25 protein-coding genes are annotated in these 22,022 nt (G+C 60.5%); 10 read left to right on the top strand and 15 right to left on the bottom strand.

Going from position 1 to position 22,022, the window contains the following annotated elements:
* Positions 1-140: 140 nt before the first annotated feature.
* Both betC and N1058_RS09300 read right to left on the bottom strand, forming a co-directional pair.
* Positions 141-1,664, bottom strand: a complete 1,524-nt coding sequence (gene betC / locus N1058_RS09305) for a choline-sulfatase (protein WP_265517243.1) — start codon at positions 1,662-1,664, stop codon at positions 141-143.
* 90 nt (positions 1,665-1,754) lie between these two features.
* Entirely contained in the window at positions 1,755-2,699 is a 945-nt protein-coding gene (locus N1058_RS09300; RefSeq protein ID WP_265517242.1) for a choline ABC transporter substrate-binding protein, read from the bottom strand.
* Positions 2,700-2,805: 106 nt separating this feature from the next.
* On the opposite strand from N1058_RS09300, the gene N1058_RS09295 reads away from it, so the two are divergent.
* Positions 2,806-3,693: a choline sulfate utilization transcriptional regulator gene (locus N1058_RS09295; RefSeq protein WP_265517241.1), complete on the top strand. Its 888-nt coding sequence runs from the start codon at positions 2,806-2,808 to the stop codon at positions 3,691-3,693.
* A 227-nt stretch (positions 3,694-3,920) separates the two neighbouring features.
* Here N1058_RS09295 and N1058_RS09290 read toward each other — a convergent pair whose 3' ends face one another.
* Genes N1058_RS09290 through N1058_RS09280 form a run of 3 tightly spaced genes read right to left on the bottom strand, consistent with a single transcriptional unit; the run spans position 3,921 to position 4,962 of the window.
* Positions 3,921-4,328, bottom strand: coding sequence for a lysozyme inhibitor LprI family protein (locus N1058_RS09290; protein WP_265517240.1), 408 nt, complete (start codon positions 4,326-4,328; stop codon positions 3,921-3,923).
* Positions 4,329-4,384: 56 nt separating this feature from the next.
* On the bottom strand, positions 4,385-4,738 hold the full coding sequence (locus tag N1058_RS09285; RefSeq protein ID WP_265517239.1) for an EF-hand domain-containing protein: 354 nt from the start codon (positions 4,736-4,738) through the stop codon (positions 4,385-4,387).
* Between the two features lie 17 nt (positions 4,739-4,755).
* A complete protein-coding gene (locus N1058_RS09280) occupies positions 4,756-4,962 on the bottom strand; it encodes a hypothetical protein (protein WP_265517504.1) in 207 nt (68 codons plus the stop codon).
* Between the two features lie 467 nt (positions 4,963-5,429).
* Here N1058_RS09280 and N1058_RS24120 point away from each other — a divergent pair, with 467 nt between their 5' ends.
* Together N1058_RS24120 and N1058_RS09270 are read left to right on the top strand one after the other, a co-directional pair.
* Positions 5,430-6,323, top strand: coding sequence for a helix-turn-helix domain-containing protein (locus N1058_RS24120; protein WP_265517238.1), 894 nt, complete (start codon positions 5,430-5,432; stop codon positions 6,321-6,323).
* Entirely contained in the window at positions 6,320-6,481 is a 162-nt protein-coding gene (locus N1058_RS09270; RefSeq protein WP_265517237.1) for a hypothetical protein, read from the top strand. The genes N1058_RS24120 and N1058_RS09270 overlap by 4 nt, the downstream gene beginning before the upstream one ends.
* 35 nt (positions 6,482-6,516) lie before the next feature.
* On the opposite strand, the gene N1058_RS09265 is transcribed toward N1058_RS09270, so the two are convergent.
* A complete protein-coding gene (locus tag N1058_RS09265; RefSeq protein WP_265517236.1) occupies positions 6,517-6,951 on the bottom strand; it encodes a hypothetical protein in 435 nt (144 codons plus the stop codon).
* Between N1058_RS09265 and N1058_RS09260 the strand changes: the two genes are divergently transcribed.
* Entirely contained in the window at positions 6,944-8,746 is a 1,803-nt protein-coding gene (locus N1058_RS09260) for a mechanosensitive ion channel family protein (RefSeq protein WP_265517235.1), read from the top strand. The two genes, N1058_RS09265 and N1058_RS09260, sit on opposite strands and share 8 nt — an antisense overlap.
* A 115-nt stretch (positions 8,747-8,861) precedes the next feature.
* Positions 8,862-9,353 (top strand): hypothetical protein, encoded by a 492-nt coding sequence (locus tag N1058_RS09255; RefSeq protein WP_265517234.1) that lies wholly within the window; start codon positions 8,862-8,864, stop codon positions 9,351-9,353.
* Positions 9,354-9,570: 217 nt separating this feature from the next.
* Here the strand turns inward: N1058_RS09255 and N1058_RS09250 are convergent, their stop codons facing one another.
* The 7 genes from N1058_RS09250 to ugpB all read right to left on the bottom strand — a co-directional run bounded on the left by N1058_RS09250 (position 9,571) and on the right by ugpB (position 16,557).
* Positions 9,571-10,539 carry an OmpA family protein gene (locus tag N1058_RS09250; RefSeq protein ID WP_265517233.1) on the bottom strand — a complete coding sequence of 323 codons (969 nt, stop codon included), beginning with the start codon at positions 10,537-10,539 and terminating at the stop codon, positions 9,571-9,573.
* A 279-nt stretch (positions 10,540-10,818) separates the two neighbouring features.
* Complete coding sequence (locus N1058_RS09245) at positions 10,819-11,106, bottom strand: YciI family protein (RefSeq protein WP_265517232.1); 288 nt, start codon at positions 11,104-11,106, stop codon at positions 10,819-10,821.
* Positions 11,107-11,146: 40 nt separating this feature from the next.
* The gene (locus tag N1058_RS09240; RefSeq protein WP_265517231.1) at positions 11,147-11,728 is read right to left on the bottom strand and encodes a TetR/AcrR family transcriptional regulator; all 582 of its coding nucleotides are present in this window, start codon (positions 11,726-11,728) and stop codon (positions 11,147-11,149) included.
* Between the two features lie 628 nt (positions 11,729-12,356).
* Positions 12,357-13,433, bottom strand: coding sequence for a sn-glycerol-3-phosphate import ATP-binding protein UgpC (locus N1058_RS09235; RefSeq protein ID WP_265517230.1), 1,077 nt, complete (start codon positions 13,431-13,433; stop codon positions 12,357-12,359).
* Between the two features lie 16 nt (positions 13,434-13,449).
* Positions 13,450-14,286 (bottom strand): sn-glycerol-3-phosphate ABC transporter permease UgpE, encoded by an 837-nt coding sequence (gene ugpE / locus N1058_RS09230; protein WP_265517229.1) that lies wholly within the window; start codon positions 14,284-14,286, stop codon positions 13,450-13,452.
* 9 nt (positions 14,287-14,295) lie between these two features.
* Positions 14,296-15,177: a sn-glycerol-3-phosphate ABC transporter permease UgpA gene (gene ugpA / locus N1058_RS09225; protein ID WP_265517228.1), complete on the bottom strand. Its 882-nt coding sequence runs from the start codon at positions 15,175-15,177 to the stop codon at positions 14,296-14,298.
* A gap of 57 nt (positions 15,178-15,234) precedes the next feature.
* On the bottom strand, positions 15,235-16,557 hold the full coding sequence (gene ugpB / locus N1058_RS09220; RefSeq protein WP_265517227.1) for a sn-glycerol-3-phosphate ABC transporter substrate-binding protein UgpB: 1,323 nt from the start codon (positions 16,555-16,557) through the stop codon (positions 15,235-15,237).
* 208 nt (positions 16,558-16,765) lie between these two features.
* On the opposite strand from ugpB, the gene N1058_RS09215 reads away from it, so the two are divergent.
* The 4 genes from N1058_RS09215 to N1058_RS09200 are packed head-to-tail and all read left to right on the top strand — an operon-like array spanning position 16,766 to position 19,429.
* Positions 16,766-17,464, top strand: coding sequence for a lysophospholipid acyltransferase family protein (locus N1058_RS09215; RefSeq protein WP_265517226.1), 699 nt, complete (start codon positions 16,766-16,768; stop codon positions 17,462-17,464).
* Entirely contained in the window at positions 17,461-18,411 is a 951-nt protein-coding gene (locus N1058_RS09210) for a phosphatidate cytidylyltransferase (protein ID WP_265517225.1), read from the top strand. Before N1058_RS09215 ends, N1058_RS09210 begins: the two co-directional genes overlap by 4 nt.
* Positions 18,412-18,452: 41 nt before the next feature.
* Positions 18,453-18,794 carry a hypothetical protein gene (locus tag N1058_RS09205; protein ID WP_274709218.1) on the top strand — a complete coding sequence of 114 codons (342 nt, stop codon included), beginning with the start codon at positions 18,453-18,455 and terminating at the stop codon, positions 18,792-18,794.
* Positions 18,791-19,429 carry a CDP-alcohol phosphatidyltransferase family protein gene (locus N1058_RS09200; protein ID WP_265517223.1) on the top strand — a complete coding sequence of 213 codons (639 nt, stop codon included), beginning with the start codon at positions 18,791-18,793 and terminating at the stop codon, positions 19,427-19,429. The genes N1058_RS09205 and N1058_RS09200 overlap by 4 nt, the downstream gene beginning before the upstream one ends.
* 74 nt (positions 19,430-19,503) lie before the next feature.
* On the opposite strand, the gene N1058_RS09195 is transcribed toward N1058_RS09200, so the two are convergent.
* Complete coding sequence (locus N1058_RS09195; RefSeq protein ID WP_265517222.1) at positions 19,504-20,013, bottom strand: tyrosine phosphatase family protein; 510 nt, start codon at positions 20,011-20,013, stop codon at positions 19,504-19,506.
* Positions 20,010-21,050: a threonine-phosphate decarboxylase CobD gene (cobD, locus tag N1058_RS09190; RefSeq protein ID WP_265517221.1), complete on the bottom strand. Its 1,041-nt coding sequence runs from the start codon at positions 21,048-21,050 to the stop codon at positions 20,010-20,012. The genes N1058_RS09195 and cobD overlap by 4 nt, the downstream gene beginning before the upstream one ends.
* On the opposite strand from cobD, the gene cbiB reads away from it, so the two are divergent.
* Positions 21,049-22,017 carry an adenosylcobinamide-phosphate synthase CbiB gene (gene cbiB / locus N1058_RS09185; protein ID WP_265517220.1) on the top strand — a complete coding sequence of 323 codons (969 nt, stop codon included), beginning with the start codon at positions 21,049-21,051 and terminating at the stop codon, positions 22,015-22,017. The genes cobD and cbiB overlap by 2 nt on opposite strands.
* Positions 22,018-22,022: the final 5 nt, after the last annotated feature.

Raw genomic sequence — 22,022 nt, 5'->3', positions numbered from 1 at the left:
GCTCGACCGGGCTTCCTCGATCGCTAATGCGGCAAAGAACGTGCCGTCCGCACCCGAAGCAGACAGCTAGGCGTGTTTATCGTTCCCCGTGTTTTCCCGTGCTGCTGGCCGCAAGGCGGGTGGGCTGCCGGCAGCGCCGATTACTCCCCGCGTGGGAAGCGCTGATTCTCCTCGATCTGATTGAGATCCATATGATTGCGCATATAGCGCTCCGAGGCCTTCTGGAGCGGTTGGAAGTCCCACGGGAAATAGGCGCCGTTCCTAAGTGCAGGGTAGACGACCCAGCGGCGCGCCTGGCTTTCGCGCACCTCTGCGTCGAAGCGGGCCATGTCCCATCTGAGGCGGACTTTGGCCATGAATTCGGCTACCCTCTCGGCATGTACCGGATCGGCGGCGAGATTGGTCATCTCCGACGGATCCGATTCCAGATCGAAAAGCTGCGGCGGGTCGAGTTCGCAGTGGACGAACTTCCAATGTCCCTCCCGAATGGCAACCAGTGGCGCGTGGGACCCCTCTGCCGCATATTCCATCAACACAGGTTCCGAGCGGCCTTCGCCGCACATGAGCGGCACCAGTGACATGCCGTCGGTCCACGGCATGATCGCGCTCATGTCGATACCCGCGAGGGCGCAGAGCGTCGGCAGAACGTCGAGATTGGAAACTGGCGTTCGGTGAAGACCCGGCACGACGCCCGGCCCCGCTATCATCAACGGGACGCGCGATGACCCTTCGAAAAAGCTCATCTTGAACCAGAGCCCGCGCTCGCCGATCATGTCGCCGTGGTCGGAGCAGAAGACGATGATCGTGTCATCGAGCATCCGCGTGCGCTCGAGCGTGTCGATCAACTCGCCGATCTTGTCGTCGAGATAGGAGATGTTGGCGAAGTAGCCGCGCCGGGCGCGGCGCACGTCCTCGGACTTGATATCGAAGGAAGCGTAGTCGCTTGCCTTGTAGAGACGCTGCGAATGACGATCCTGCTGGTCGTAAGGGATGAACCCGATTTGCGGTTCGAGCTGTGCACAGTCCTCGTAGAGATCCCAATACTTGCGCCGAGCGACATAGGGGTCGTGCGGATGGGTGAATGAGACAGTGAGGCTCCACGGCCGGCGCCCGGTGTCTTGGGAAGTGCGAGAGAACTGGTAGAGCTTCTGCACGCCGTGGAAGCAGACTTCGTCGTCGAATTCCATCTGGTTGGTGATCTCGGCTACGCCGGCGCCCGTAACGGAACCCAGATTGTGGTACCACCAATCGATGCGCTCGCCCGGCTTGCGGTAGTCCGGCGTCCAGCCGAAGTCGGCTGGATAGACGTCGGTTGTCATGCGTTCCTCGAAGCCATGAAGCTGATCGGGACCCACAAAATGCATCTTGCCGGACAGGCAGACATGATAGCCGGCCGAGCGCAGGTGATGCGGATAACAGGGAATATCGGACTTGAACTCGGCCGCGTTGTCGTAGACGCCCGTGCGCGAAGGCAACTGGCTGCTCACGAACGCCGCGCGGCCGGGCGCACAGAGCGGCGAAGCGGTGTAGTTGTTGGCGAATCGGGCCGAACGAGCTGCGAGCGCTCTCAGGTGCGGCGCATGGAGAAAATCGGCCGGGCCGTCGGGAAAAAGCGTCCCGTTGAGCTGGTCCACCATGATGATGAGGATGTTGGGACGGTTCATCACGCGCAGTGGTCTCCGCGGTAGACTTGAACTGGTGAATGGTCCGGTGCCACGGTCGAAAGGTCGTGGCACCGGCTCCGCTCCGGGAGCCTAGAGGCCGAGGGATGCTCTGACAGCTTCGAGCCCGGGCTTGCCGTCGAGCGTTGTAACCTTCGCGAGCCAGGGCTCGATCACCTCTGGGTGCGCCTTCAGAAATTCCACCGCCGCAGCACGAGCTTCTTTGCCCTCCTCCAGGATCTTGCCCATCATCTCGTTCTCCATATCAATGGTGAAGACGAGATTGCGGAAGAACTGTGCGGCATTGGGGCACTGCGCGGACCAGCCGGTGCGCGCCAGGGTGAATACTTCAGCGCCCCCATAGTTCGGCCCGAAATACTCGTCGCCTCCGGAAAGATAGGTGATGTCGAAATTGGTATTCATCGGGTGCGGTGCCCAGGCCAGGAAGACGATCGCCTGCTCCTCCCGTTCGGCACGCGCGACCTGGGACAGCATTCCCGTTTCACTGGATTCGACTAGACTCCAATCACCCAGGCCGGAATGATCTGAATCGATCATCCGCTGGATGTTCTCATTTGCGGGCGCGCCCGGCTCGATGCCGTAGATCGTTTTGTCGAAAGCGTCGGCATGGGCATCGAGATCCTTGAAATCGCGCACGCCCATCTCGGCCACATAATCGGGCACGGCCAGGGTGAACTTCGCCCCGGTGAGGTTCTTGACCAGTACCTCGACCGCGTTCGTGGCGTTCAGTTCGTCCACGAATTTTTGTTGCGCCGGCATCCAGTTGCCAAGGAAGACGTCTATGTCCTTGTTCTTCAGCGACTGATATCCCACCAGCACCGACAGGATTTGAACCTCGGGTGCGTAGCCGAGTTCTTCCAGGAGGGTTGAAGCGATGGCGTTGGTCGAGTTGATGTCCGTCCAGCCCGGGTCGGAAAGGCGGATGGACTTGCAGCTTTCCGGGTCGGCGGCCAGCGCCGGAGCACTAAGCAAAAGATAGGCGGCCGCTGCAAGGCCGAAACAACGGTGCGTTGTCATGGCGTGGTTCCCCTGGCTCTATTTGTTTTTGATTGTTTCCATTAAACGCGCAAATTGGGCTATCTTTAAAGCCGCTGATTTTCGATCACGATCATAAAGGTTATTTATGACTCGCCGACCGCTGGACATAGGCTGGCTTCGCATCTTCGACGCGGTTGGAAGGCTTGGCAGCCTCACCCGCGCGGCGCAGGAGCTGGGGCTGTCACAGCCAGCGGTGAGTTATCAGATCAGGCGCATCGAGGAGCAGCTCGGAGTATCCCTGTTTCACCGCGCGCAAAGCGGCAGCCGGCTTTCGGAGTCCGGCGATATACTCTTTCGGGCGATCCACCCAAGCGTGGAGAGCATTGACAGGGCCGCACACGATATCCGCCGCAATGCGCGCATACCGGCCGTCCGGATATTCACGGACTACGGCTTCGCCGCCTTTTGGCTGATGCCGCGCGTGGCAGAATTCCGCAGTCTGCGTCCCCAGGTGGAAGTGCATATCGTCGCTTCACAAAGTCTGGAGGACGAACTGGAAAGTGATGCCGATGCGGCGGTGCTTTTCGGTGCGAAGGATGATTTCCCCGACGACGCGCGTCTTCTGATGCCGGAGCGCGTCGTCCCGGTTTGCGCTCCTGGTTTTCTCGACCGTTTCGGCCCGTTCGAGAAGGCTGCGGAGCTTGCCAAGGCGCCCCTGCTCCACCTGGAGACATCCGGAAAGCCGCGCTGGCTCACCTGGACGACATGGCTTGCCACGCACGGCGTGAGGCGGGAACCCACGCAGGGCGATCTCGGGCTAAACACCTATGGCTTCGTGATCCAGGCGGCGCTTGCGGAGCAAGGGATCGCGCTGGGCTGGATCGGCCTGGTGGATCAGCATCTCACCCGCGGCAGCCTGGTCACTGTCGGCCCGGAAGTCACGCGCGCCGACCGCGGCTACTGGCTTGTACCAAGCCCTTCATCCAGCGGTGCAACGTCAGCGCTGATGGATTGGTTGGTGAATGAAGCCTGAGACGAGACGTTGGCCGGCGCGAATGAGCGCTAGCTCCTGAGAGCACAGTTGCCGCCCGCATCCGGTGTAACCAGGGACGGGATTGGCGAAACCTCTGAATTCGACCACCCAGCGCGTCGCCGCCGGCCCGGGTCGGCCGGCGGAATGGAAAGCAAAGCCCTGTCGATAATCGATGGGACAAAATCCAGTATGATGGCGCTGCCATTGCGAGTCAGTCGCGGGAGATGTCAGTTCGCGGCCGGAACGGGGCAGCTCAGATCGCCTTCCTCGCAGTTCAGATACCCCTCGAAGTCTTCGACACGAGACTGCGTCAGGCCGTCCATACACAACGCAATGAGCATTGGCATGACGCTTCCTTCGGCCGCTCCTGCAGTCTGGAAACTACACTCCGCGTCGCGAAATTTGATCCAATTGCGCTGTGCTTGAACGAGAAGCTTCTTGGCGTCCGCATCGTCCGACAGACGGGCTTCGATCTGCTTGTAAAGCTTATTGAGCTTCTTGTCGGATTCCTTAAACGCCGCATTGGAGCATTCGTTCATAGTGGCCTGATCCTTGGCATCGGCGCATTTGTCCTGGGCAATGGCTAAGGCTGGCATAGCCAGAATCATGGCAGCGGTCGGTATTGCGATTCTCATCGACTATCCCTCCGTCAAAGGTACCTGTTTTGCAGATGCCCACACCTGGCCAATGATCACTTCAAATGTCCGTCGCCGCCACGATCAGCCGTTGCGAAATCCCTCATGACCTGATTCAGGAATTCGTTGCGACTCGCGCGACCATCCTTGTTGGCGTCAATGGCGGCGAGCTGCTCCGGTGTGAACACCTCCGTCACTTCACTCTCGACAAGAACACCGTCCCCATTCCTGTCGAGCCTGACGAAGCTTTCAGTCATGAAGGTCTGGTACTCCCCCTGGCTGACGCCCCCGTCATTGTCGGTGTCGAGCTGGTTTAGATGACCTTCATGCATCGCTGATGCCTGCTGTGCCGCCGCCAGACCGGTTCCGGCTAGAAGGGTGATTGCAGCGGCAAGAACTATCTTGTGCATCGAATGTACTCCCTCTCCTAGCGACATGCCAAACGATTGCCGAGATAACCGCCGCCGCCGATTCCGGCCGCTTCGGCCAGCACAGTACCAGTGCCACCACCGATTGTGCTGCCTATCAATGCGCCAACAACAGCGCCGCCAACAGTGCCGGCGATGCATCCGAACTCGTGATTGCGCGCTTGAACCTGTGGGTCCGGGCTGGCTTGGCAGCCCGCCAACAGCATGGCCGCGCCGGCGAAACCAATTACATTCCGTTTGATCATTCCCTCACCTGTCAGTTCGTGTCGCGCCCCGTGCGGCTTATCGTTTGTCCCTGATTCATCGCTTCGCAGAGGGACATAGCCGAACACGCCCACACGTAGGATGAAGCACAGAAACGGTAATGTTTCACCGAATGCGGCAAGAAAAATAGCAACTATTTGATAGATGATAGATTCTTGATAGAGCCGGCAGTCAAATCGCCAAAAAATCGGCTCACTATATGAAATATTATGAAATTTTTATTGAGACGCTACCAGTAATAACCACTTCTTAGCCATCCGATGGCAGAAGTATGATTAGTTTCTTGAATTTCGGAGGAAGTTGCTAGAAAATCACCTACCGCGGCGGTTGTCGAAGATTGTTTCGAACGGGGTTTGCCGCAGTCGGCTTTGACTAAGCCATCTCGCTGAGGCGTAACCAGGGGGCGAGGGTGACTCAAACTGTTGGCAGCCTACTGAGCAGTGTTCCCGACGAATGGGGACCCAAATTCGAAACAACCAGCGGAGCCGCAACGCGCACGCTGACGGGACCCAATTCAATCGCTTTCAACGCGCCTTCTCACATGGCGCTGGTGATGCTGACGCCACAACCCGGGCGGGAGGTGGCGCTCAATTCGGACAGAAGATCACGGTTTCTGGCTCCAGTTGGCACACTCGAGATTGTTCCTTGCAACGCCGAGCTTTTTGCGCGCTGGAAGGTGCCAAAGGAAAATCTTTTATTGGCCTTGGCGCCCGAACAACTCAACAAGCTGGCGGATCTGGAATTCGAGCGGAAAGATTTTGAATTCTGCCCTCCGCCAACCGGACATGTGGATGAGAAGGCACTTTTGCTGGCGCAGTTGGTCCGGGATGAATTTCAGAAAGGGAAGTCGCTGAATCCTCTCTATATGGATTCCCTGCTTACGGTCTTCTCCACCTACCTCCTGCGCAATTATTCGACCCTTCAGGATTGTCCTGCAGCCCCGCACCGGGGTGGGCTTCCGCCCAAAGCCTGGCGGGATGTTCGGGATTACATCAGGACCAACATCGGTGAACGTTTGTCGATCGAACAGTTGGCATTGCTCGCCGGTCTATCGCCAAGCCATTTTATACGCGCCTTCAAGCAGACGTCTGGCCAATCACCCCATCAATACATCCTCACGACCCGCCTCGAACTGGCCGAGCGTCTTGTGATTACAACGGATTTGTCCCTATCGCAGATCGCCGGCATCACCGGGTTTGCAAGTCACAGCCACCTGACAGCGTCCATGCGGCGCCACAAATTCACGACGCCAAGCACCCTGCGCCGCGGACGTATTCTGCGTAGAGCAGGGACACAAAGATGATCCCGAAGGAGGCGCGCATAATCAAGCTCGCTAACGATGCGACTCTGATCCCTGCTTTGTTGGCTTTCGCCGTCTGCACAACCGATGAGGCAGGTCCGCAGGAAGGCCGGCAATTCCATCCAGTACCGAAATCCAAAAATGCGGAGAAGGCAGAATGACGCCAGCAAGAGGCTTTGGGTTAGTTGCATACACTTCAATTCTGGCAGCCCTTGGCGGTTGCCAGGCGCTCGACGATCTGGATCGCGAGGCCTACCAGAGAGCATGCGACAATCTTGGCATCCAGCGCGGAACGCCAACCTACGACCAGTGCATGCTGCAGCAGCAGGCGCTGGACAACGAAGACAATCAGCGCTTCCTTGATCGTGAAGTAGTCAAAGGGGTGCTTTGAGCAATGGGTTTCGGCCCGGAACCAGAAGATTGTGCATCTTTTGTGCGCCCACATGGACGCACGGCGCTTTAGCGGCAAGTCGTCGACAGATGCCGATGGCGTCGCCGGTGCAATCGTCCGGACCGTCGGTAACCGATGCCGGGAGGTTATCTCAACCAGGTTTGCCGCTTTGTCGACAACGAGATCTCCGGTCAGAGACGCCGCCTGTGATCTCTCAATCTGATCGAGTGAAATGAACAATCCGAATTGTACCCTGCGCCTTGCAATGGCGCTTTTTGTCATGGTCCTGTGTACCGGGGCATTTGCACAGGATACCGGTCCCGACCCGGCCGGTGAGGGCGCCAACGTCTCCTTTTCTCCATCCGGGAGCACGCACGGCATCGAAAGCATTCTCGATCAACTCTCCGAACCTGATGGAGAGGATGTTCAGCCCCTGGTGGAGTTGCTTGAGCCGGCAAATACGAATAGCCCCAGAGACACCATCATCAGCTTTCTCGAACTGACCCAGCGATATTACGTCTTGCTGCGGCAGGACACATACACGCAAGAGGACACAGCAGAGCTGCGGCATCTGTATGACGAGATGCAGTGGTTCTTTGACCTCGGGAACGTCGCACCATCGCTGCGGCAGGACGTCGCCGTGAGTTCCGCCGTCTATCTTCGTGAGGTGATCGATCGGATAGGCTTGCCCCCGGTCAATCAAATTCCCGACCGAGGGCAGATGCTCACCGCAATTGATGACGGCCATTCGCCAGCTTGGAAGATCGGGAACAGTCCTCTGGAGATCGTAAGGATCGACGAGGGGTCGAATCAGGGAAGATATCTGTTCAGCGAGGAAACGCTTGAGAGTATCGAAGACTTATACTGGCAACTGAGATCGTTCCCCTACCGCACCAGGGCCGCCGAAGGCTTCTACGAAGCATCCTTTCTGACACCCAACCCCACACTCCAGGCATGGACGGACGGACTGCCGGACTGGTTGCACAAGGACATCCTGGGACAGACCCTTTGGCAGTGGATCGCCATGATTACTCTTTTTGTCCTGGCGATTGTGGCGATCTGGCTTCTATCGTCGGTCCTCAAACGCCTGACGCGGCACGCGACGCCGCTCATGAAGAATTCGATTCTGCTTCTCGTACCACTTGCCGCTGCGATCATCAGCTACGGGCTGTATGACCTGATCGGTGACAAGATATTCATCACCGGCCTGGTGTTTCAGAGCGCGGTCTACGTCATCTACGGCATGGCGCTCATAGCAACGATCATCTTCATTTTCTCGCTTGGCACCGTGATGATCGATCTGTCTGCCGCCACCGAATACGCCAAGCGGCGGCCGTCCGACATTCATCTCATGGCTCTTGGCATTCGCGTCGTCAGCATCGTCGCGATTATCGCCATCTTGCTGCAAGGGATGCGCCTCATGGGCTTCTCGCTGGCTACGATCGTCGCCAGCGCCGGTGTCACCGGTCTGGCTGTCGCTCTTGCCGCGCAAAACACGCTGAAGAACGTTTTCGGGAGCCTAATGCTGCTCCTGGATAAACCCTTCGAGGTCGGTCAGCGCATCAAGATTCGGGGTTACGACGGCATCGTCGAAGACATTGGAATGCGCTCGACCCGACTGCGCTTGCTCACTGGACATCTCGTCAGCATCCCCAACGAAAACGTTGCCGAGATGGACATCGAAAATGTCGACATGCGGCCTTCTATCAAACGCCAGGTCAACCTTCCCCAGCCTCGCGATGCACCTCTAGAGAAAATCCAGCGCGCGATGACGATCCTGGAGGAAATCCTGGCTGTGCCCAATTCCGGCGTGGCGAAAGCAGAGGGACAGCCATCAGCACGGCATCCGAATGAAGCGATCAATCATCCGGACCAGCCGCCGCGCGTCTTCTTCAACGAGATCAACCCGGATTCTCTCAACATCATCGTCACCTACTCGTACAGCCCGCCAGATCACACGGCCTATCTCGAGCACGCTCAGATGATCAACCAGGAAATTCTACGCCGCTTTCGCGAGGAAGGCATCCAAACGTGATCTCGAAAGTGGACACCCGTTTTCAGGGTCCTGCTCCGAAAACGCGAAGGATCGGGAGGACGGAATCTTTTTCGGTGAAGATTCTTCATATGAACTGGAAGGGGAGAAAAATGAAATGAGGCCTGTTCCTGTAGCGATCGCGACAACCATGCTGCTGGCATGTTCCCCATCTGCAACGGCACAGGGTGACATGGGCTTCGACCTTAGCGTCACGCTCTCCAAAAAAGCAGCCGCCAGGCTTGCGGCGGAAAAGGAGGAGATCGCTGCCTTTGCCTCTTACTATGGCGAGCCGAAGCCCGGTGCCGAGAAGCACGCCGACGAGATCGGCCAAATCAGCGTTTCAACAGAAGACGAATGGGTTGAGATTCCGGGCACCGGCGGACACGCCCACATCAGTGGCGCAAAGGTCGACAAACGAACGCTCAAATGGGTTGAGGGCGACGTCATGGTCAACGTCAATGTAGTGTCGGCGCGCAAGAGCAATCCGGACAATATCCTGGACTGCGATATTGTCGACGGCGCAGTTGCGGCTGTCAGAAAGTCACCGATTACGCTTCACTGTTATCTGAGCGAAGAAAAACATCCGGACACAAAGATAAAACCATAAGGTTCTATTGGGAGCGGCATGCGGTGGCCGCGGTCGCGCCGGCGCAGCTGTCGATCGTGACCGTGCCGGCTGTGCCCTGCAGAATCGCGATCGCCGGGCCCGGATACCGGCAGATCCGGATTTACAGTCATCCTTCGGCCCGTGTGGGAACGCGTCCGACGGAGGAGCGCATGCCGACAATATAACCTCTTGAGCGCATTGCCGAGATCGCTTTGCACTACCTTTCGGAATAGAGCTCGACGATTTCCACGCGCCGGTTCCGAGCGCGTTCCTCTTCGGTCCGGTTCGTCGTCACCGGGGCCACCATGCCGGCGCCGGCGGGTGTGAGGCGCCCGGTGTCGACGCCGTATTGAGAGACCAGTGTATCGACAACAGCCTGGGCCCGACGCTGGGATAGTTCTAGGTTATAGCCGAAATTGCCGATTGAATCCGTATGGCCAACGATGACAACGTTGAGGGCCGTATTGTCCTTGAGAAGGCGGGCGAGTTCGGCGATCTGTGCATCGGACTCCGGCTGCAGAGCAGCCGAATCGAAATCGAAATAGATGCCGTAGACGGCTATGCGTCCATCCTGTGCAAAGGCCTCTTCCATTGCCGAGGCCTCGACCAGGGTAATCTGGTCGCTGTCCATCTCCTCGGCTTCAACCACCGTAACTGCGACATGCGGAACGACTGCCGTGCCGGATCCGGTTTCCACCGACAGGAGCGCGACGTGAACGCCTCCTTTGCGGGCAAGCAGGTAGATCGATGTGTTCCAGGTGGTCGGCATGCCGATACTGCCCCTGGCCTCGTTCCAAAACGATGAAACGCCTCCCCCGCCAGCGCATTCCGCTCTTGTGCAGAAGACGACAGTCTCAAATCCATTCTTCTCCAAGGCTTGCTGATAGTTTCGCATAACTTCGAGTGCGGATCGTCCAGCGGGACCCTCATACCGGATTGAGGTCACAGTGCCTGCCAAATTCATCACCCAGGATTCCGGCGTACGGGCTTTGCCATCCGGCACGACCTGGTCGGGCAGCGCGATTTCGTCATAGGCGCGCTGGTCGTAGTAAGAGATCTCCGCCCCGGTATAACGTCCGACAAGAGGATGGTCGCTCGCTCCGGCAATATCCTGTGCGAGCGCGCTGGTAGCTGCTGCCAAAACAGCGGTGAAGGCGACAACCAACGAAACTTTCAACGGCATCATATGCACTATCCCTTCGTTATCTGGCGATCGTTCCAACCACAAGCGAACCATAATCACCGAATTCCCGCTCGATAAATGAGCCGAGGATCGACACCCCAAACGCGTTGCCCTTTTCGACGTCGGACGCCCGGCCCCATGCTTGAATCGCCCCATCTACCACCATCGGGGAAAGGTGATGCATGGATTCCGCGACGTCAAACGTTAAGGGAGACCGGCCACATTCCATATGATCGTCTTACTCGTCTGCCGGACGTCTCCTGTGAAGGATGGGCGATACGTTCAACTCATGAGAAAGCTCAGCCGCTCGTCGGTACGGGCCGGGGCAATTTCAAGGATCTCGGCGCTAACCACATTTTCCTCGACGAACGGGTCTTCCTTCACCCGCGCCTGAAGCTCAGGAAGTGATGTGTCGTGCGCTAGGATTGCGCCACCCGCATTGGGCTGGAGACTGCCGACGACGAGGAAAATACGGTCTTCGATGCCGCGCTGGATCCATGCCTTGTGCGCCTCCACGAATTGGGGAGCGCGGGCCTTGTTTTCGGAGAATCTGAGCAAGACGACAAACATGATCTGGCTTCCTTCGAAATTGGCCGATGGACGTCCACGATTACGGCGAATCGGCTTTTTGTGTGCATGCCTCTAGCCAGGCGCACATCTGGTCGACCTCGCTATGAATGAAATCCTCGTCGCGAAAGGCATTGGCCAACATCGCAACGCCTTGGCTGCGGGCGAGAACGTGCATCGCCAGCGTGTCGGCATCCGCCGCGAAGCCGAGCAACGCAAACTGGTGGCGCAGCCAGTTTCGAAACAGCGTGAAAATCTTATTGGCCTCCGACTGTGCGACATGATCGAGCTTGGCCAGTTCGGCGCAGAGTGTGCCGACGGGGCAGCCATAGGCCATGATCTTCGCGCGGTTCACTGTGATAATATGGATGAAACTGCGGATACGCTCGGCGGGATTATCCCCCTTGGCCTCCCAACACTCGAGCATCTGTTGGGTGTTGGCCAAGCGCAGCGCAATCACGGCATCAAGGATGTCGTCCTTGGTCCTAAAATGATAGTAGAAATTCCCGCGTGAGATCTGCACGGCCTCGGCAATGTCGGCAAACGTGGTATGCTCGTATCCCTGCCGGTAGAACAACTCATCAGCCGACTCGACGATCTGCTCACGGGTTGTCTTGCCGCTCATGCAATCCGCCTCCACTGCCGAGCGGCATCGGCCTTCCCGCTCAAAGCCGAGTGCCACCTGATACGATGGGTAAGCCTGTTCCGCGACACAGAGAGGGCGACCGTTCCTGCAGACAAGATGGGCTCCTCTGATTGGGCTTACCAAATTAGGACAAGTGACCTACAACGCAGGTTAGGACAAGTGACCTACGCCGTCAAGCGTAATGAAACCACCTTGACGGGCATCCTTCCGCGCCAGCTTGTTCACTATCAAATGGCGGCTCAGAGCGGCTACATGATGCTTCCGGACATCTCCATCCTCTAGCTGTATGCCCGTCCTAGGGGTTTGATACCTTCCTCCACGCTTCCTGAGCGGCTTCGGATGCCCAGAGTTCGAACAAGTTGACGCGCCACGGATCGAAGGATCTTCGCCGATGGATAGGCCGAGGTAGTCTGGATACGCACGGGCGGCTTACGAGGTCTGCGTGCGCCATGAGGAATTCCTGCGCTGAACGGAAGGCACTTTGAAGTGTCCAGCAATGATCCGCATATCTGTTTCTCCGTCACGGGCATGAAAAATGGAAGCCGATCGTTTGAAAATCTGCGCGCAAAATGTACCAGACCGAACCGTCCGGGTTTCGGTTGGGCTCTTAGACCCGCCGCCCGGTTTCGGCATCAAAGAGGTGCACTGATCGGGCGTCGATGGCCAGGGGAAGCGTGTCGCCGGGGGTGACTTTGACGCTGCCGGGGAGTCGGGCAACGAGCGCGCTGCCCGCGCCGTTGGCGCCGCTCAGGCTGCCATGTGCGAGTGTATCGGCGCCGAGGGTCTCCACCGCCGTTACGGAGAGTTCGAGCGCCGCCTCGTCCGATGCGGCCAGCTTCAGATGCTCCGGGCGCACGCCGAGCAGGACCGGGCGCTCGGTTTCCGCCAGTTCTGCGTCGCCGAATGTCAGCCTTCCGCCCCCTTCCAGGGCAAATATCGAACCTTTGGCAGTGCCTTCCAGCATGTTCATCGCCGGTGAACCGATGAAACCGGCGACGAAGCGCGTGGCCGGCCGTTCATAGACCGCCATCGGCGTGTCGATCTGCTCGGCAATCCCTCCATTCATCACCACCAGCCGGTCGGCCAGCGTCATCGCCTCCACCTGGTCGTGCGTGACATAAAGCGATGTCGTGCCCACCGAGCGCTGCAACTGCTTGATCTCGAGCCGCATCTGCACGCGCAGCTTGGCATCGAGGTTGGACAACGGCTCGTCGAAGAGGAAGACCGCCGGGTCGCGCACCAGTGCCCGGCCCATGGCGACACGCTGGCGCTGCCCGCCGGACAGCGCACGCGGCTTGCGGTCGAGATAGGGCTCGAGCTGCAGCATGGCCGCCGCCTTGTCGACACGCGCGCGGATTTCCTCCTTCGATTGGCCGGCGATCTTCAGCCCATAGGCCATATTGTCGAAGACACTCATATGCGGATAGAGCGCGTAGTTCTGGAACACCATGGCGATATCGCGTTCGCGCGGCTCCAGCTCGTTGACCACGCGGCCACCGATATCGATCGTCCCCCCGGTAATGCGCTCCAGCCCCGCAACCATGCGCAAAAGCGTCGACTTCCCGCAGCCGGATGGCCCCACGATGACGATGAATTCGCCGTCGGCCACGTCGATGCTCACACCGTGAATGACCTCGGTGTTCCCGTAGCTCTTCCTGATGTCGCGGATGGAAATCGTCGCCATTCCGATTCTTGTCCTTCTATTTTTCGGTCTCGACGAGGCCTTTGACAAACAGCCGCTGCATGAACAGTACGACGGCCACCGGGGGCAGCACCGCCAGCATCGCCGCCGCCATGGTCACCGGCCAATTGCCGTAGTCGTCGGCGGTCGGCATCATCTGCTTCAGCCCCATGACAATGGTGTTCATCTCGGGCTTCGTGGTGATCAGCAGCGGCCACAGGAACTGGTTCCAGCCATAGATGAAGAGGATGACGAACAGCGCCGCGATGTTGGTCACCGACAAGGGCAGCAGGATGTCCTTGAAAAAGCGCCACGGCCCCGCCCCGTCGACGCGCGCGGCCTCCAGCAGCTCGTCGGGCACCGTCAGGAAGAACTGGCGGAACAGGAAGGTCGCGGTTGCGGACGCGATCAGAGGCAGGATCAGTCCCGAATAGGTGTTGAGCAGGCCGAGCGAGGCGGCGACCTCGTAGGTTGGCACGATGCGCACCTCGACCGGCAGCATGAGCGTCATGAAGATGGCCCAGAAGGCCAGCATGCGGAAGGGGAATCGGAAATAGACGATAGCATAGGCCGACAGGATCGAGATGGCGATCTTGCCGACGGCGATGCCCATGGCCATGACCAGCGAGTTGAACAACATCCGCCCCACCGGCACATGGACGCCGGATGTCAGCGCGCGTGTGTAGTTCTCGATGAAATGCGGCCCGGGCACAAGCGGCATTGGCGGCCGGATGACTTCGAAATGTGTCAGCGTTGAGCCGACGAAAGTCAGATAGATGGGAAAGCAGACGATGACGATGCCGGTGATCAGCACCAGATGCACCATGTTTGTCCCGACGCCCCGTTTCTCAACCATGCCCGTTCCTCAGTAATGCACGCGCCGCTCAATGTAGCGGAACTGGATTATTGTCAGCACGCCGACCACGAGCATCAGGATGACGGATTGCGCCGCCGACGAGCCAAGGTCCTGGCCGACGAAGCCATCGGAATAGACCTTGTAGACGAGGATGGTGGTCGACCGGCCCGGCCCGCCCGCCGTCATGGTGTGGATGATGCCGAAGGTCTCGAAGAAGGCGTAGACGACATTGACGACGAGCAGGAAGAAGGTAGTCGGTGAAAGCAGCGGAAAGACGATCGTGCGAAAGCGGTGCCATTTGCCGGCTCCGTCGATGGCCGCCGCCTCGATCAGGCTCTTCGGGATCGCCTGAAGCCCGGCCAGGAAAAACAGAAAATTGTAGCTGATCTGCTTCCACGCCGCCGCCAGGATGACCAGCGTCATGGCATGCGTGCCGTCCAGCACGGGATTCCAGGGAACGCCGACCGCCTTCATGTAGAATGCCAGGACGCCGATCGACGGCTGGAACATGAACAGCCACATGACGCCCGCCACCGCCGGTGCCACCGCATAGGGCCAGATCAGCAACGTCTTGTAGGTGCTGGCCCCCTTGATGACCTGATCCGCAAGCACGGCAAACAGCAGCGCCATCGACATCGACACCAGCGTCACGAAGAACGTGAACACCGCCGTTGTCGTGAAGGCTTCGAGGTAATAGCGGTCGTTGAACAGGTACTCGAAGTTGGACAGCCAGACGAAGCGCGAGCTCAACCCGAACGGATCGGGCAGCAGAAGCGACTGGTAGAGCGCCTGCGCCGCCGGCCAGAAGAAGAATACGATGGTCACGACCAACTGCGGCGTCAGCAGCAGATAAGGCAGGAGCCGATGGTCGAAGGTTACGCGTTTTTCCATATCAGGGTATGCGGCCTACGGCCGGCAGGTCATCCCACCGGCCGTAAACCTTGTCCGTCAGCGTGCCGACTGTTCAAAGCGGCGCAGCAGCTCGTTGCCGCGCGACACCGCCTCGTCGAGCGCCGCCTTGGCGTCCTTCTGGCCCTGCCAGACAGCTTCCAGTTCCTCGTCGATGACGGTGCGGATCTGGTCGAAATTGCCGATCCGGATGCCCTTGGAATTGGCTGTCGGCTCCTTGCCGGTCATCTGCTTGATGGCAACGTCCGTGCCGGGGTTCTCTTCGTAGAAGCCCTGCTCCCTGGTCAGCTCGTAGGCTGCATGGGTAATCGGCAGATAGCCGGTGTCCTGATGCCATTGCGCCTGCACTTCCGGGCTCGACAGGAAGGTCAGGAACTTGGCGACGCCGGTATATTCTTCCGCCTCGTGGCCTGACATCACCCAGAGCGAGGCACCGCCGATGATGGTATTCAGCGGCGCGCCCTCCACGTCCGGCCAATAGGGCAGGTTTGTCACGGTGAAGGGGAAGTCGGCTTCTGCCTTGACGCCAGCATAGCCGGCCGACGATTCGGTGAACAGGGCACATTCGCCTGAGCGGAAGCGCGCACCGCCCTCGTTGCGGCGGCCCGAGTAGCTGAACAGTCCGTCCTTTGCCCAATCGGCCAGCTTGGAAATATGCTTGACCTGTAAATCGCCATTGAAGACGAGTTCGGTGTCGATGCCCCCGAAACCGTTGGCCTGTGTCGCGAAGGGCACATCATGGTAAGCGCCGAGGTTCTCCAGATGAACCCATGACTGCCAGGCCGTCGTGAGGGGACAGGCGGAGCCCGATTCCTTCAGCTTGACGAGGATTTCTTCCACCTCGGGCCAAGTTGCGGGCTTGGACTCGGGATCAAGGCCGGCCGCTTCCAGCGCATCCTTGTTGAGATAGAGAACCGGCGTGGAGGAATTGTAGGGTAGCGACAGCATTTCACCCTCGGCGGTCGTATAATAGCCGGTTACCGCCGCCAAATAGGCGCTCGCGTCGAAGGGTTCCTCGGCTTCCGCCATCACTTCGTAAACCGGCTTGATAGCGCCCTTGGCCGCCATCATGGTTGCCGTACCTACCTCGAAAACCTGCAGAATATGCGGCTGCTCACCGGCACGGAACGCGGCGATGCCGGCATTCAGCGCTTCCGAGTAGTTGCCCTTGAGGGTGGCAACGACCTCGTACTCGCTCTGACTTTCGTTGAACTGAGCCACCTGCGCATCGAGCAGTTCGCCCAACCGGCCAGACATGGCGTGCCAGAACTGGACCTGCGTCTGCGCCTGCGCCGCGCCCATCATGGCTGGAAGCACCACCGTCAAGGCGGTCGCCGCGGAAAAGATTGTCCGAAAGTTCATGATTGTTCTCCCTGGTTCCTGTATCGCCGGATTGAAGACCGGTCTCTATTGGTCGGCTTATGTAACGCCCGGATGACATCACTTGGCAGATGCGTTGTCCATCTAATTCAGCCCGACATTTCCAGTGAACTGATGCCGTTGGCCTTTTGTGCCGCTACGGCCTATACAGCCTTCTGCACGATGATTCCTGACGGGAGGCGGGGGTGGGATGAGTTTCGTGGCTGACCTGGCGGCGGCGGCAATCATGTTGTTTGCGCGCTTCATAACCGCAGTTCGCGGGGTCTGGCAGGGTATTGAGCCCGTGCCGCTCCAGCGGGTCTACTTCGCCAACCACGTTAGCCACGGCGACTTCATTCTCCTGTGGACAGTGCTGCCGGACCGTATGCGCCGCACCACGCGGCCCGTCGCCGGCGCGGACTACTGGCTGAAATCGCCGATCCGGCGCTTCATCGGGCGCGACGTCTTCAACGCCGTTTTGATCGACCGCAATCGCGAGACGCGCACCAATGACCCCATTGCGCAGATGGCGGAAGCGCTCGACAGCGGCGCGTCGCTGATTGTCTTCCCCGAAGGCACACGCAACGAGACGGGCTCCCCTCTCCTGCCCTTCAAAAGCGGGCTTTACCACTTGGCCAAGGCGCGCCCGGCCGTCGATCTCGTGCCGGTCTGGATCGACAATCTCAATCGTGTCATGCCGAAGGGCGAGTTCGTGCCCGTACCCCTGATCTGCACCGTCACTTTCGGCGAGGCACTGCATATGAGTGTGGACGAGACCAAGGACGATTTCATTGCACGCGCCGAAATGGCGCTGTTGTCGCTGTCTCCGGATCAAGGCGCGCGCATGAGACAATCCCTTCGCGGTCTCGCGACCGCTCCGTCCTCGGCAACCCGGGGCAACGGTCAATGATTGCCCTGCACGCCGATCTGATCAAACTCCTCACCGGGCTTGCCGCGGTTCTCGTCGCTGCATCGATCGCCGGCTACGTGTTGCAGCGCAGGCTGTCGCCGGATGGCTCCAATACCGTCATCCAAAACCTCAACGACCGGGTGAAGGCCTGGTGGGTGATGGTTGTCCTGATGGGGCTTGCCCTTCTCTTCGGGCGCGTCGGTATCACGCTTCTCTTTGCCTTCGCCTCTTTCGCAGCACTGCGCGAATTCGTCACCTTGACCGACACGCGGCGCAGCGATCATTGGGCGCTGGCTTCTGCCTTTTTCGTCATTCTGCCGGTCCAGTATTACCTGATCTTCACCGACTGGTACGGGCTCTATTCGATCTTCATTCCCGTCTATGCCTTCCTCCTGATGCCCATCATCGCAGCCTTGCGCGGCGATACGGACCATTTCCTGATTCGCGTCGCCGAGGTGCAATGGGCGCTGATGATCTGCGTCTTCTGTGTCTCCCATGTGCCGGCCCTGCTCAGCTTGCAGATCCCCGGCTATGAGGGTCGCAACCTGCTGCTCATCGCCTTTCTGGTGGTGGTCGTGCAATCGAGCGACGTGCTGCAATATGTCTGGGGCAAGCTTCTCGGCCGCACGAAGATCGCCCCCGACCTCTCACCGTCGAAAACGGTCGAGGGTTTTGTCGGCGGGGCATTGAGCGCGACGTTGGTCGGCGCTGGCCTCTCCTGGATGACACCGTTCACGCCCGTGCAGGCGGGGCTCTTGTCGCTTGTCATCGTGCTGATGGGTTTCCTTGGCGGGCTCGTGATGTCGGCGATCAAGCGTGACCGCGGCGTCAAGGATTGGGGTCATCTGATTGCCGGGCATGGCGGCTTCATCGACCGGCTCGATTCGGTGATCTTCTCCGCGCCGATCTTTTTCCACCTCGTCCGCTACGGGTGGTCGCTGACGTGAGCGCGCCTCTAGCCTCACTAGCCAGAAGCAGCGGCGTCCACATGGCCTTTGCCTTCCTTGCCATGGGCGGCTGGGCGGTTTTCGCCAACCGTACGCATCCCATGCCGAGCCCCGTGCTTGCGGGTCTCGTGCAAGGACTCCTGTCCGCTTTGATCACCCTTTTCCTGAAACGCAACGTGGAAAGGCTGGTCGCCCGTTTCGCTGGAATTTCGGGGCTCGCGCTGCCGCCGCTTTTCGCCTGCCTCACCTCGCTGGTCCTGCTCACCTCCATCCACACGCTGGCCGGCACGCCGGAGATCCCGGCGACGATCGCATTGCCCCTTACCGTCGCCACCAGCTACGCCGCCCTTTACACCTATACGTTGTGGAGAGTCCGAGCATGAGCGGGACCGAGAACCGCCGTCCGCTGGCCAGCCGGGGCACCGGCTGGGCGAAGACGCTGACCCGCTGGCTTGCCGCAACCTCGATCACGCCGAACCAGATCTCCATGGCAAGTATGGTCTTCGCGTCCCTGTCGGGCGCCGGCTTCTGGCTGGCGGGAAGCGCCGACGGGATCCAGCGCCCCGTCCTTCTCATCCTGGCCGCGCTGTTCTGCCAGATGCGGCTCCTGTGCAACCTGTTCGACGGCATGGTGGCCATAGAAGCCGGCAAACATGCGTCGGACGGCGCGTTCTGGAACGAGTTTCCCGACCGCATCGCCGACATACTGATCCTGGTCGGCGTCGGCTACGCTGTCGGCTTGCCGACACTTGGCTGGGCAGCGGCCGGCCTCTCCATCCTGACCGCTTATGTGCGCGAGCTTGGCCGCGCCTGTGGCCAGCCGGCGGATTTCTCCGGCCCGATGGCGAAACCGCACCGCATGGCCGCCGTCACCGCCGCCGCGGCATTGTCGCTATTGGAACCCTTATGGGGCGGGCGCAACGATGCGCTGACCGCCGCCTTGTGGGTGATCGCAATCGGCGCCGCTGTCACCGCGCTCCGCCGCTCGGCCCGGCTGGTGCGGAAATTGCGGCGCTGATCCCTCGCCACAGAGCAATTCCAGGAAAGGTGGAACCGGATTTGCGACCGAAATTGCGACCGGAATTGCATAGATCAAAGAGTTAGCGGCAGGTGAAACGGCATTCCTTCGAATGCTTCCGCGCCACGGCCGATAGACTGGACCGCCCGCACCATGCGCCCGTTGCGCTGGAGCAACCGGTCGGCATGGGCGACGATCAGAATATTTGGCGTGGCACTTGGTGCGCGGGCGCGCAGCATCTCAGCCAGTTCCGCCTCGTCCCGCTCGGGCATCAATGCGGCCGCGATGGTGTAGGCGGCGGCGGTCGAGCGGCTGATACCGGCCTGGCAATGCACCACCAGCGGCGACCGGCGCTCCCATTTCCGCGCGAAATCGAGCATAGTTCGCACATGATCGCCCGAAGGCACGATCAAGTCCGGCCGCGCCTCGCAAATATCGTGCATGACGAGGTGCAGGTGGCTGATCGAGGCAACCCCCGGCGGCCGCTCGAACACCGCATCCGGGGACAGGAGCGTGATCAGATGGCTGGCGCCAGTGGCCTCAAGCGTCCGCACCAGTTGCGTTTGCGGGCAGACATGGATCATCGTCCTTCTCCCTTCCGCCAGTTCTCTAGCGCTTTCTCCAGACGCGAGAACTCCGCCTCGCCGCCCGGCAGCCCGATGCGCAGCGCCTCGGGCCGGTTCGCGAAATTGCGCAGGAAAATACCGCGTCCGCCCAGGAAGTCGAACAGATCAGGCGCCGCCTGGTTGAGTACATAGCGGAACAAATCGGTGCCGCCGGAAACCGGAAACCCATATTGTTCCAACAGTCCATCGAGCCGCGCCGCTTCCACGCGCAGCGTCTCGCGCATCGCCACCTGCCATTCTTGGTCCTCCAGCGCGCGCAAGCCGACCTCCACTGCCGGTCCAGCGACAGCCCAAGGCCCCAGCCAGGCGGCGAGCCTTTCGGCTACCGCAGGGGCGGCAAGCGCGAAGCCCAGGCGCAGCCCGGCTAGGCCGAAGAATTTCCCGAAGGAGCGCAACACGACGATGCCGCCCTTCCCGACATCGCCCGCGAGACTTTCACCGAGCGGCCCGAGATCCATGAACGCTTCATCCACGATCAGCAGTCCGCCCTTGTTCGCAAGATGCGCCGCCAGTTCCAGTAGCCGATTGCGCGGCACGATGCGCCCGTCCGGATTGTTGGGATTGACGACCACCGCAAGTTCTGCCTCGAAAAGCTGCTCGAAGCGCTCCACCGCCTCCACCCGGTGCCCGGCCAGCGCGGCGGTACGGGCATGCTCGGCATAAGTGGGCGAAAGCACCCTCGCCGCCCCGGGCTCGACCAGCGAAGCCACCAGCGGCAGCAGGATCTGCGTGCCGGGCGCGGCGGCCACATGCCCGGCGCTTTCCGCGCCATAGGCGCGCGCGGCGGCAGCCGCCAATTCCTTCGCCCGCGCTTCCTCCGGCAGACGCCGATAGGCGGTGGCGGGCAGGTCGAAAAGCGGATAGGAGTGCGAATTGATGCCGGTGGACAGATCGAGCCACGGCGTCGGCGCGTGCGGAAACAGCGCCGCCGCCCGCCCCAAGCTGCCGCCGTGATCGGTCACCGCCTGCCCCGCCTCACGCAGATGAAGCTTCATGTTCGCCCTCATCGCTTTTCTCGCTCTGCTCGCCGAACTGACTATCGGTTATCCCGACCGGCTTTACCGGCTGATCGGGCATCCCGTCACCTGGATCGGTCGCCTGATCGCCGCGCTCGATGAAGGGCTGAACCGTGAGGAGGACGCGCCGTCGCGCCGCAGGCTGATGGGCATCGCCTGCCTTGGCATCGCCCTGGCCGCCACCGGCGGCGCGGCCTTCCTCCTGCAAAGCTTCCTCGACGGCTGGGCCGGCCTGATCGCCGCCGCGCTTGCAGGCAGTACGCTGATCGCGCAGCGCAGCCTCGGCAGCCATGTGGCGGCCGTCGCCGCCGCCCTGGAGAAGGACGGCATTGAGGCCGGACGCAAGGCTGTATCGCAAATCGTTGGGCGCGACCCGCAGAGCCTCGACGAGGCCGGTGTCGCCCGCGCGGCCATCGAAAGCCTGGCGGAAAACGCCTCCGACGGGGTGGTGGCGCCGGTATTCTGGCTGGCGATCGGCGGCCTGCCAGGCGGCGCGCTCTACAAGGCCGCCAACACCGCCGACAGCATGATCGGCCACCGCACGCCTCGCCACGCCGATTTCGGCTGGGCGGCGGCGCGCTTCGACGATCTCGTCAACCTGCCGGCCTCCCGCCTGACCGCCCTGCTCTTCACGGCCGCGGCCCTCTTCGTACCCGGCGCTTCCCCTTCGGGCGCCTGGCGCGCCATTTGGCGCGACGCGCGCCACCACCGCTCGCCCAATGCCGGCTGGCCGGAAGCGGCGATGGCCGGCGCGCTCGGCCTGGCCCTCGCCGGCCCGCGCCGCTATGGCGGCGTCCTGGTCGATGATGCGCTGATGGGCGAAGGCGGCCGCCGCGAGGTAAACGCTGCCGATATCAGGCGCGCGCTCAGGCTTTACCGGACGGCCGACCTGCTGTTGATTGCACTCATTGGCGCCGCCGCTTTGCCGTTTGCCGTGCATGGCTAGGACGT

The organism is Nitratireductor luteus (assembly GCF_026162365.1).
Taxonomy (GTDB): Bacteria; Pseudomonadota; Alphaproteobacteria; order Rhizobiales; family Rhizobiaceae; genus Chelativorans; species Chelativorans luteus.
This window is presented reverse-complemented; position numbering and strand designations above follow the sequence as displayed.

Coding starts and splice junctions, on each gene's coding strand:
- betC (WP_265517243.1), bottom strand. CDS start 1,664: ATGAACCGTCCCAACATCCTCATCATCATGGTGGACCAGCTCAACGGG.
- N1058_RS09300 (WP_265517242.1), bottom strand. CDS start 2,699: ATGACAACGCACCGTTGTTTCGGCCTTGCAGCGGCCGCCTATCTTTTG.
- N1058_RS09295 (WP_265517241.1), top strand. CDS start 2,806: ATGACTCGCCGACCGCTGGACATAGGCTGGCTTCGCATCTTCGACGCG.
- N1058_RS09290 (WP_265517240.1), bottom strand. CDS start 4,328: ATGAGAATCGCAATACCGACCGCTGCCATGATTCTGGCTATGCCAGCC.
- N1058_RS09285 (WP_265517239.1), bottom strand. CDS start 4,738: ATGCACAAGATAGTTCTTGCCGCTGCAATCACCCTTCTAGCCGGAACC.
- N1058_RS09280 (WP_265517504.1), bottom strand. CDS start 4,962: ATGCTGTTGGCGGGCTGCCAAGCCAGCCCGGACCCACAGGTTCAAGCG.
- N1058_RS09270 (WP_265517237.1), top strand. CDS start 6,320: ATGATCCCGAAGGAGGCGCGCATAATCAAGCTCGCTAACGATGCGACT.
- N1058_RS09260 (WP_265517235.1), top strand. CDS start 6,944: ATGAACAATCCGAATTGTACCCTGCGCCTTGCAATGGCGCTTTTTGTC.
- N1058_RS09255 (WP_265517234.1), top strand. CDS start 8,862: ATGAGGCCTGTTCCTGTAGCGATCGCGACAACCATGCTGCTGGCATGT.
- N1058_RS09250 (WP_265517233.1), bottom strand. CDS start 10,539: ATGATGCCGTTGAAAGTTTCGTTGGTTGTCGCCTTCACCGCTGTTTTG.
- N1058_RS09245 (WP_265517232.1), bottom strand. CDS start 11,106: ATGTTTGTCGTCTTGCTCAGATTCTCCGAAAACAAGGCCCGCGCTCCC.
- N1058_RS09240 (WP_265517231.1), bottom strand. CDS start 11,728: ATGAGCGGCAAGACAACCCGTGAGCAGATCGTCGAGTCGGCTGATGAG.
- N1058_RS09235 (WP_265517230.1), bottom strand. CDS start 13,433: ATGGCGACGATTTCCATCCGCGACATCAGGAAGAGCTACGGGAACACC.
- ugpE (WP_265517229.1), bottom strand. CDS start 14,286: ATGGTTGAGAAACGGGGCGTCGGGACAAACATGGTGCATCTGGTGCTG.
- ugpA (WP_265517228.1), bottom strand. CDS start 15,177: ATGGAAAAACGCGTAACCTTCGACCATCGGCTCCTGCCTTATCTGCTG.
- ugpB (WP_265517227.1), bottom strand. CDS start 16,557: ATGAACTTTCGGACAATCTTTTCCGCGGCGACCGCCTTGACGGTGGTG.
- N1058_RS09215 (WP_265517226.1), top strand. CDS start 16,766: ATGAGTTTCGTGGCTGACCTGGCGGCGGCGGCAATCATGTTGTTTGCG.
- N1058_RS09210 (WP_265517225.1), top strand. CDS start 17,461: ATGATTGCCCTGCACGCCGATCTGATCAAACTCCTCACCGGGCTTGCC.
- N1058_RS09205 (WP_274709218.1), top strand. CDS start 18,453: ATGGCCTTTGCCTTCCTTGCCATGGGCGGCTGGGCGGTTTTCGCCAAC.
- N1058_RS09200 (WP_265517223.1), top strand. CDS start 18,791: ATGAGCGGGACCGAGAACCGCCGTCCGCTGGCCAGCCGGGGCACCGGC.
- N1058_RS09195 (WP_265517222.1), bottom strand. CDS start 20,013: ATGATCCATGTCTGCCCGCAAACGCAACTGGTGCGGACGCTTGAGGCC.
- cbiB (WP_265517220.1), top strand. CDS start 21,049: ATGTTCGCCCTCATCGCTTTTCTCGCTCTGCTCGCCGAACTGACTATC.
- cobD (WP_265517221.1), bottom strand. CDS start 21,050: ATGAAGCTTCATCTGCGTGAGGCGGGGCAGGCGGTGACCGATCACGGC.